This is a genomic window from Allorhizocola rhizosphaerae (genome assembly GCF_003426775.1).
Lineage (GTDB): Bacteria > Actinomycetota > Actinomycetes > Mycobacteriales > Micromonosporaceae > Allorhizocola > Allorhizocola rhizosphaerae.
In genome coordinates this window covers 1-8,928 of record NZ_QJUG01000292.1, presented here as the reverse complement: position 1 = coordinate 8,928, position 8,928 = coordinate 1, and the positions used below count along the sequence as shown (strand labels likewise).

At 69.0% G+C, this 8,928-nt stretch carries 9 protein-coding genes and 1 pseudogene; 5 read left to right on the top strand and 5 right to left on the bottom strand.

Annotation, left to right across the window (positions count from 1 at the left end; translation table 11 throughout):
• The 3 genes from DM816_RS37430 to DM816_RS37420 form a co-directional block, all read left to right on the top strand.
• Nucleotides 1–1,082: M48 family metallopeptidase (locus tag DM816_RS37430; protein WP_162908235.1), on the top strand; the 1,082-nt coding region annotated here is incomplete at its 5' end.
• 126 nt (nucleotides 1,083–1,208) lie between these two features.
• Nucleotides 1,209–1,970 carry an SDR family oxidoreductase gene (locus DM816_RS37425; protein ID WP_117215240.1) on the top strand — a complete coding sequence of 254 codons (762 nt, stop codon included), beginning with the start codon at nucleotides 1,209–1,211 and terminating at the stop codon, nucleotides 1,968–1,970.
• 148 nt (nucleotides 1,971–2,118) lie between these two features.
• Nucleotides 2,119–2,328 carry a hypothetical protein gene (locus DM816_RS37420; protein ID WP_211589021.1) on the top strand — a complete coding sequence of 70 codons (210 nt, stop codon included), beginning with the start codon at nucleotides 2,119–2,121 and terminating at the stop codon, nucleotides 2,326–2,328.
• 50 nt (nucleotides 2,329–2,378) lie between these two features.
• Here DM816_RS37420 and DM816_RS37415 read toward each other — a convergent pair whose 3' ends face one another.
• The 5 genes from DM816_RS37415 to DM816_RS37395 are packed head-to-tail and all read right to left on the bottom strand — an operon-like array spanning nucleotide 2,379 to nucleotide 8,100.
• Nucleotides 2,379–3,479: a glycosyltransferase family 4 protein gene (locus tag DM816_RS37415; protein WP_425455325.1), complete on the bottom strand. Its 1,101-nt coding sequence runs from the start codon at nucleotides 3,477–3,479 to the stop codon at nucleotides 2,379–2,381.
• A 5-nt stretch (nucleotides 3,480–3,484) separates the two neighbouring features.
• On the bottom strand, nucleotides 3,485–4,000 hold the full coding sequence (locus DM816_RS37410) for an HIT family protein (protein WP_246002578.1): 516 nt from the start codon (nucleotides 3,998–4,000) through the stop codon (nucleotides 3,485–3,487).
• Between the two features lie 4 nt (nucleotides 4,001–4,004).
• Nucleotides 4,005–4,679: a response regulator transcription factor gene (locus DM816_RS37405; RefSeq protein WP_117215238.1), complete on the bottom strand. Its 675-nt coding sequence runs from the start codon at nucleotides 4,677–4,679 to the stop codon at nucleotides 4,005–4,007.
• A gap of 36 nt (nucleotides 4,680–4,715) precedes the next feature.
• On the bottom strand, nucleotides 4,716–6,443 hold the full coding sequence (locus DM816_RS37400) for a sensor histidine kinase (protein WP_117215237.1): 1,728 nt from the start codon (nucleotides 6,441–6,443) through the stop codon (nucleotides 4,716–4,718).
• Nucleotides 6,424–8,100, bottom strand: a complete 1,677-nt coding sequence (locus DM816_RS37395) for an AMP-dependent synthetase/ligase (protein ID WP_117215236.1) — start codon at nucleotides 8,098–8,100, stop codon at nucleotides 6,424–6,426. Before DM816_RS37395 ends, DM816_RS37400 begins: the two co-directional genes overlap by 20 nt.
• 42 nt (nucleotides 8,101–8,142) lie before the next feature.
• Between DM816_RS37395 and DM816_RS37390 the strand changes: the two genes are divergently transcribed.
• Both DM816_RS37390 and DM816_RS37385 read left to right on the top strand, forming a co-directional pair.
• Nucleotides 8,143–8,583, top strand: coding sequence for an SRPBCC family protein (locus DM816_RS37390; protein WP_117215235.1), 441 nt, complete (start codon nucleotides 8,143–8,145; stop codon nucleotides 8,581–8,583).
• Nucleotides 8,580–8,928, top strand: a pseudogene (locus DM816_RS37385) (hypothetical protein); the annotation flags it as partial. The gene DM816_RS37390 and the pseudogene DM816_RS37385, both read left to right, overlap by 4 nt.

Here is an 8,928-nt window from a genome sequence, read left to right as displayed (position 1 = left end):
CGCTGCGTGGCGAGCTGCGCTGGGTGGCATACCCGAGCATGATTCTGGGTTTGATTTTCGCCCTTCTGCTCGGGCTCACCCCGCTGGGCGCCAAGCTGGTGGCGCTCGTGCCGGGGCCGTGGCTGGCCAAGGTGCTCGGCGGCGGGCTGCTGGTGCTGCTGCTCGCCGACATCGTGACGCTGCCGCTGGCCGCGTGGCGGCACAGCATCCTCGTCCGATATGGACTGTCCACTCAAGACTGGGGCGGCTGGGCCGTTGATTTGCTCAAGGGTTACGCGGTGGGAGCCGTGCTGGGCGCGGTGGCCCTGCTCGGTTTCTACGGGCTGACCCGGTTGTTCCCGGTGTGGTGGTGGGCATGGGGCGCGGCGGGCGCGGCCGCACTGGTCGTGGTGCTCACGTTCGTCTTCCCGGTGTTGGTCGAGCCGGTGTTCAACAAGTTCACGCCGATGGCCGAATCGCCTTTGCGCACCGAGCTTTTGGCGCTGGCGCAGCGCGATGGCGTGCCGGTGCGCGATGTGCTGGTGGCCGACGCGTCCCGGCGCACGACCGCGCTCAACGCCTATGTGAGCGGCATCGGGCCGACGCGGCGCATCGTGGTCTACGACAACCTGCTCAAGGACGCGCCCGAGGCGGAGGTCGCTAGCGTGGTGGCGCACGAGCTGGGCCACGCCAAGGACCGCGACGTGCTCACGGGCACGCTGATCGGCGCGCTCGGTGCCGCGGGCGTCGTGATTGGACTCTATCTGGTGGGCGGCTGGGCGGGGCTGCTGCGCCGGGCGGGCATCGAAACCCTGGCCGACCCGCGCTCGATCGGCCTGCTGCTGGCCATCGCCGGTCTGGCCGGGCTCGCGGCCACGCCGGTGCAGGCCTACGTGTCGCGCCTGATCGAGGCGCGCGCCGACGCGCACGCGCTGGCGCTCACCGACGACCCGGCCACGTTCGAGCAGATGCAGCGCCGGCTCACACTCGTCAACCTCGGCGACCCAGATCCGCCCGCTTGGGAGCAAACGCTGTTCGGCAGCCACCCCACCACGGTCGAGCGCATCGCCCACGCCCGCTCCTACGCCCGCACCACCCGCTGACCCGCTCGGCTGGGACACCCCAGCCGAACGCCTAGATCAACTCCTGTGTGCACCGACCGGTTGAGACCAAGCCGCCGAACATGGACGTAAGTTCATGATCGACGCAAGAGAAGAGGGGGTGGGTGGGTGAGGGTTTTGGTGACGGGTGGGAGTGGGACGCTCGGTGGAGCGGTTGTGCGGCAGGCGATTGCGGATGGGCACGAGGTGGTCGCGACGTATGCGAGCCGGGTCGGGGACGCCGACGTCTCGTGGGTGAGGATGGACATCCGTGAGGCGGTGGACTTCTCGACGGTGCGGCCCGATGTCGTGGTCCATACCGCTTACAAGCAAAGCGATTGGCGCACTACGGCCGATGGGGCGGCCAATGTGGCCGTGGCAGCCCGCAAAGCAGGAGCCCGACTCGTGCACGTGTCCAGTGATGCGGTTTTTTCAGGGAATGCGGGCGAGCCGTATGACGAATGGGCCGTGCCCGATCCGTGCTGGCCCTACGGCGCGGCCAAGGCGGCGGCCGAGACCGCTGTGCGCGCGATCGATCCGACCGCCGCCATCGTTCGCACGTCGCTGATCATCCCGCCGCGCGTGACCCTGCCGCCGGTGCTGTTCACCGACGATATTCGGTGCCCGGTGGACGTGAGCGACCTGGCCTGCGCGCTCCTCGAACTGGCTGACTCCACCGAAAAAGGCGTGTTCCACGTTGCGGGTGCCGAGGCGTTGAGCCGCTACGAGTTGGGCATGCTCGTGGCAAAGCGCGACGGACTCGACCCAGCGCGCTTCAGCAAAGGCCCAAGGAACGTGCCCGGCCCGCTCGATGTGCGGCTCGACTGCTCGTACACCCAATCGCTGTTGAAGACCCGGCTGCGTGGCGCCTCCGAGTTCCTAGGGTGGTAGAGATCACCGGAGAGCGGCGGGCGGATTCGCCATCCACCTGTTCGGCCCGACACCGCTGTTCATCTTCAACGGCGTCACGTTCCTGTTTTCGGCCCTGGCCACATTTGCGGGAGCCATGGTGGGGCTGGCCAGAGTGGCGACCCGCAGCATGTTGCTGGACGCTGTGCCCGAGCACCGGGCCGGGTTCGTCTTCGGCGCCACCAACGCGGCCGGACTCGGCCTGAGCGCGGTGGTGACAGTGTCGGTCGCGGCTCTCGCCGATCACACGCACATCGCCAACGCGTTCTATGCGCTCGCGATCAGGTGTGCCGCGGTTGCCGTCGTCACCGCCGTCACCCTACGCGAGCAGCTCGCGTAGTCGTGCGGCCTGCTTGTCCCAGGCCTGTTGCCGTCGTCGCGGCTGTCACGCTATGCGAGCAGCTCGCGTAGCCGTGTCGCTTGCGTGTCCCAGCCCCACTCGGACTCGACCCACTGCCTGCCCGCCGTGCCCATCTTGCGCGCCAGCGCCGGATCGCGCAGCAGCGTCACCAACCGCTCGGCCAGCGCACCCACGTCACGCCCCGGCACCACGAAACCCGTCTCGCCCTCGCGCACCGCATCGGGAGCCCCGCCCGAGTCGCCCGCGATGACGGGCAACCCGACGGCCGACGCCTCAAGGTAGACGATGCCGAGCCCCTCCACGTCCAGCCCGCGCCGCCTCGTGCGGCACGGCATGGCGAACACGTCGCCGGCCGCGAAGTGCTGCGGCAGCTCCTCCCACGGCACCGAACCGGTGAACACCACGCGCTGGCCCAGCCCGGCCTCCCGGGCCATCCGCTCCAGAGTGGAGCGATACGGCCCGCCGCTGACAATGAGCAAAACCGCATCCGGTACCGCCTTCAGCACCAACGGCAGTGCGCGGATCAGTGTGTCCTGGCCCTTGCGGGGTACCAGACGGGAGACGCACACAATCACCGGGCGATCGGTCAGCCCATGCCGTGCCCGCACCGCCGCACCGTCCACAGTGGGCGAATACATCGTGCTGTCGACGCCGGGCACCAACCGCTCCAGCGCGGTGCGCCCGCCGATCACCGGTTCGAGCCGCTCCCGCTGATATGACGTGAGATAGGTGACCACGTCGCACCCATCTGCGATGCGCCGCAATGCCGTGCGGGCCAACGGTAGCGCGGCCCAGCCCACCTCATGCCCATGCGTCAGCGCCACCTTGCGCCCGGCGTCGAAGTGCCGCGCCAGCAAGCCCAACGGCGCGGCCGCACCGAACCACACCCGGTCGCACCCGTGCTCCCGGGCAAGCGCGAGCGCCCGTCGCCGCACGAACGGCGTCGGCAACAACACCGACGTGCGCTCCCGCACCACCGGAAACGGTTGCGCCGCATCGAACTCTGCGGACCCCCGCCAATCCGACGAGTACACGACCAACTCGCCGACCCGGATCGCCAGGTCGTGCACGAACCGCTGGATCCCACCCGGCCGGGGTGGAAAGTCGTTGGTGACCAGCAGCGTGCGCACCGCGATCAGGCGAGCCGGCGCAACTCGGCGATGATGGACTCGCGCAGCGCGTCGAACTCCTCGGCCCGGTCGGACTTGATGGGGTCGGCCGAGATGGCGTTGCGCACCTCCTCCGGGTATTTCCAGATAGGACCGGCCTGGAACTCGGGCTTCTCCCAGCTGTAGCGGGGCGTCACGTGCGCGTGCAGGTGCTGATAGGTGTTGCCGAGGATCTCGTAGTTGATCCGCCGGAACGCCGGATCGTATCCGCTGCACGCGTTGAACACGGCCTCACCCAGCAGCGCCATGTCGGCCAGGAACAGCTGCCGCTTGTGGAACGGCAGATCCGTCAGGTGGTTGGCCTCGTCCACATCGGACAGCAGCACGCAATAGCCGGGCAGGAACTGCGTGCTGCCGAAGACCACGTATCCGCTGTCCAGTTTGGCCATGGTCAGCGGGTTGTCCTCGCTGCGGGCACGCGCCAACCAGTCAGGCTCAAGCGATCCGTCCCCGAGGGGCGGAGAAGAGGAGTGACGACCCATGAGATCAGGATAGGTTGGGCGCGTCCGGGGCCTGGAGCAACCCGAGCCGCAACGCCGTCATCAGGGCCTGAGCCCGGTTGGCGGCGCCCAGCTTCTCGTAGAGCTTGGAGATGTGCGTCTTGGCGGTCGACTCGCTGACGAACAGCTGCTTGGCGATGCCCGACACGCTCATGCCCTCGGCGAGCAGCTTGAGCACCTGGCTCTCGCGCGGCGACAGCTGCGGCCCGCTCGGGGTGAGCCGGCGCTTCATCGCCTCGGCCAGATCGGCGGCCGTAAACGCGCTCGGCGCGGACGCCGCGTGCCGCGCGGCCGCCACGACCTCGTCGGCCGGCGCCGTCTTGGGCACGAACGCGCTCGCGCCCGCCTCCAGCGCGCCGAACAGCTGGTCGTCGCCCGCATACATCGTCAGGACGACGATGCCCATGTTGGCGCTCGACTTGCGCAGCGTGCGGGTGGCCTCCAGGCCGCTGCCGTCGGGCAGGCGCAGGTCCATGATCACCACGTCGGGGTGCAGGGCTCCCGCCTGGCGCACCGCCTCGGCGGCCGTGCCGGCCTCGCCGACGACCTCGAACTGACGGTCGCGCTCAAACGCGTGCCGGAGACCTTTGCGGATCAGGTCGTGGTCGTCGACAAGCAGAACTCTCGTCCGACCCCCTGTCGGCACGGCGTTGGTAGACATGCCCGCTCTCTCCCTATCTAAAAAGGTGGTAACACGTTATCTCGTGGTGCGCGTTTCCTGTCTAGTGGTCCCACCTATGACCACTGCGACGGTTGTCCCGCTCGGCTCCCTTGGTCGGATCTCAAGCCGGCCACGGATACGTTCCGCCCTCTCAGCCATGATCGCAAGACCATAGCTGCCCTGGTTACGCTGGTCGGACAGCCCCTGTCCGTCATCCGACACCTCGATAGAAGCAAACGGCGGATCTATCGAGCACACGACCCACAGATTAGCCGCGAACGCGTGTTTGCGCGCGTTGGTGATCGCTTCTTGCGCGATCCGTAGCAGTTCCGACTCTACCGAAGCGGGCAGGCGGCCGGTCTCGTCCAGCGACAGGTGGACCTTCAGGCCCGCCTGGTTGCCCGAGATCCGGGCGAACTCGGCGATCGCGGCCGTGAGCCCGCCGTGCCGATCGACCTCGGTGCGCAGCTCGAACAGGCTCAGCCGCAGCTCGGTGATCACCCGCGTCACCTCGCCGCGCAGTTCCTGCAGGTCGGCGGCTGTCTGCTCCACGTTGTCGGGCAGCCCGGCCTGGGCGTTGTCGATGCCATAGCCGATCATCGCGAGCTCCTGCGCCACCCCGTCGTGGATCTCGCGGGCCAGCCGCTGCCGCTCCTCGTTGGTCGCCAGCGACCTGACCTCGTCAAACAGCAGGGCCGCCTCCAACCGTAGAGCTGCCGGCGCCGCCGTGGAGATGATCCTATTTGTCAAATTCGGCGGGTACCCACCCACGCCATCGCGCTCCAGGACGACCAGCCCGACCGTGCGCACCCCGGCCACCAGCGGCACGACGAGTGCCGAGACCGGGTCGTTGGCCAGCGAGCCGTGCGTGCGCAGCTGCGTCCGTCCGGCCACCTGCGGCTGCTGGCTCGCCCACGCGTCCGCGATCGCCGAATCGGCGTCCAGATGGGTCTCCCACACGGCCCGCGTTGACGCGTCGCCTTCCACCCCGTTCTGCGCGAGCACCTCCAGCCGCCCGCCCCCGCTGGCCGCGAAGACCGCGCTGCGGTCGGCGCGCCCGATCGAGCGCAGCTCCTCCAGCAGGTGTTCGGCGATGCTGCCCGGGTCGAGCGTGGCCCCCGGCAGCTGGCGCGCGACCTGGCGCAGCTGCGTGAGCAGGCGCGTTGCCTCCGCGTATGGCTGGGGGGCGCGCCGCGCGAGCATGGCCCGCTGCATCGCGCCCGCCGTGATGGCCCCGATCGCCGAGAGGGTGAGCCATTGCGCGCACACACCCAGGTATCCGACCTGCCCCAGCTGGGTCATCCCCGCCGACTTCGTGAACCACCCCGCGACCGTCAGCGTGGTGGCGGCCAGGCTCAGCAGGCCCGCGGACTCCAGCGGCCGCTCCTGGAACGTGGCGGCCGTCAGCGGCACGGCTAGGAACGGAAGCACCGCCGCCGCGCCGACCCCGCTGCTCACCGACCCCGATGCGTCCGCCGCCACGGCCACCGAGCTTGCGGCCAGCCCCACGAGCACGACCTCGGCCAGGCGCCCGAGCGGGGCCGCGAACCGCTGGTTCGGCGCGAACACGGCCGGGATGGAGGCGATCGCGAGCAGCCCGATCCAGGTCAGCTGGACCGGGTCGCCCGTGGCCAGGTACACCAGCCCGGCGATGAGCACGAGCAGCGTGACCCGCAGCGCCACACCGACCGTGTGGGCGCTGATGTTTTGTCCCGACGGGCGGCGTCCGCCCCCGAAGGTGGTCTCAACGGCCGTAGATGGCATCGATCTCGTCCGCGTATTCCTTCATCACGACGGCCCGCTTGACCTTCAGCGACGGGGTGAGTTCGCCGGTTGCCTCCGTGAAGTCACGGGGCAGGATGCGAAACGCCTTGATCGCCTCGGCCTTCGAGACCGCCTTGTTGGCATCATCGACCGCTGACTGTATTTCGGCCCGAAGATCTTCGGGTGGCTGGGGCATGGCCGCCAGCGCCTCCTGGTCGATCGTGATTAGCGCGGCGATGAACGGTCTGCGGTCGCCGACAACCATGCACTGGCTGATCAGAGGGTGGGCGCGGATCCGGTCTTCGAGCACGGCCGGGGCGACGTTCTTGCCGCCCGCGGTCACGAGGATCTCCTTCTTCCGGCCCGTGATTGTCAGGAATCCGTCACTGTCGAGCGCGCCGATGTCGCCCGTGTGGAACCAGCCCTCCCCGTCGATGGCCTCGTCGGTCGCCTCGGGGTTGTTCCGGTACCCGGCGAACACGATCTCGCCCTTGCACAGGATCTCGCCGTCGTCGGCGATGCGGATGGTCACGCCCGGCAGGGGTTGCCCGACCGTCCCGATCCGGATGGCGCCCTCGCGGTTGAACGTGATCGCGGGCGAGGTCTCGGTGAGCCCGTAGCCCTCCAGCACGACCAGGCCGATGCCGCGGAAGAAGTGGCCAAGGCGCGTGCCGAGCGGGGCACCGCCGGAGATCGCGCTGTGACAGCGCCCGCCGAGCACGGCCCGCAGCTTGGAGTACACCAGACGGTCAAACAGGCCGTGCTGCAGCTTGAGCATCAGCCCCGGGCCGCCGGGCCGGTCCTGCGCCTCGGAGTAGGCGATGGCCACCCGCTCGGCCCGGTCGAAGATCGCGCCCTTGCCGTCGGCGTGCGCCCGCTGGCGCGCCGTGTTGTAGACCTTCTCGAACACGCGCGGCACGCTGAGCAGGAACGTCGGCTTCACCTCGGCGAGCGTGGCCACGAGGTTCTTGAGGTCGGCGGTGTGCGTCGTGGCGACGCGGCCCTGCACGACCCCGGTCTGCAGCAGGCGCGCGAACGAGTGCGCCAGCGGCAGGAACAGCACCGTGGACGCGCCCTCGTGGAACAGGCGCGACAGCACCGGGATGGCGTTGGAGATGTCCGAGAGCATGTTGCGGTGCGTGAGCACACAGCCCTTGGGCCGGCCCGTGGTGCCGGAGGTGTAGATGATGGTCGCCGTGTCGTCGGCCGGCCCGCGATGCCGCTCGAACCCGGCGGCCTCGCCGAACGGCAGCCCATCGTCGATCTGCCACGCGATCTGCGGGGCGTTGTCCGGTACCGTCTCAAAGAATCCGGCCTTGGCACCCGAGTCCTCAAGGATCCAGGAGATCTGCTCGGCGCTGGACGTCTCATAGATCGGGACGGTGACCGCGCCGGCCGCCAGGATCGCATAGTCGATCAGCGTCCACTCGTAGCGGGTCTTGGACATCAGCGCGACCCGGTCGCCCGGCCTGATGCCGGCGTCGCGGATGCCCGCCGCGAGGCGTGCCACCTGGTCGCCGAACTGCGCGCAGGTGATTTCGCGGCCGTCGTGCACGAACTGCACGACCTGCGGGTGGTGCTCGGCGTTGAACCAGACGGGATCGGTGAGCTGGGCTTGATCGTCGATCACCGCCACGGGGGCTTGCGTGTACTCCACAGCCAAAAACCTACCCGTAGGAGTTACTGTAACCTCCTGGACATGGCGGAATCCTCGTCCCAGTCGATCGTCATCAACGCTGACCCGGCCCGCATTGCCGAGATCATCTGCGACTACCCCTCCTATCCGAGCTGGACCCAGGCGATCAAGGCGGCCGAGGTTCTTGAGGAATATGAGGACGGGTACCCGGCGAAGGTCCGGTTCGTCATCGACGCCGGTGTGTTCAGCGACGAGTACACGCTGGCCTACGACTATGCCGAGGACATCTCGCGGATCGAGTGGCACCTCGTCGAGCCGTCCAAGATGCAGAAGGCCCAGAGTGGGTCCTACGACATCGCCGACAACGGTGACGGGACGTGCACGGTGACCTATACCCTGTCCGTGGATCTGGCGGTGGGCATGCTCGGCATGTTCAAGAAGAAGGCCGAGCGGGCCATCATGGACACCGCGCTCAAGGAGCTCAAGAAGCAGGCCGAGAAGTGAACCCACTGTCGTCCTTCTCCGAGCCGGGCTCGGCCCGGCAGGAGGCTGAGCGGCTGGTCGCCACCGTGCTCGCGGCCGCGACCGTCGCCGCCAACGCCAACCCTCAGCTGTCCACAGGCAGCGCCGAGTGCTGCGTGTGCCCGCTGTGCAAGGTGATCGCGGCGGTGCGCGACCCCGATCCGGAGATGGTCGAGCGGGTCGCGACCGGCGCGGGCGACCTTGCAGCGGGAGTCGCCTCGTTCCTGCGCACGCTCGCCACGCCGGCCCCGCAGCCCAAGGGCGACGCCGCCTGGCGGGCCGCCACCACCGAGCCGGGCGGCGACGCGACCCCCGCCGGGCACAACG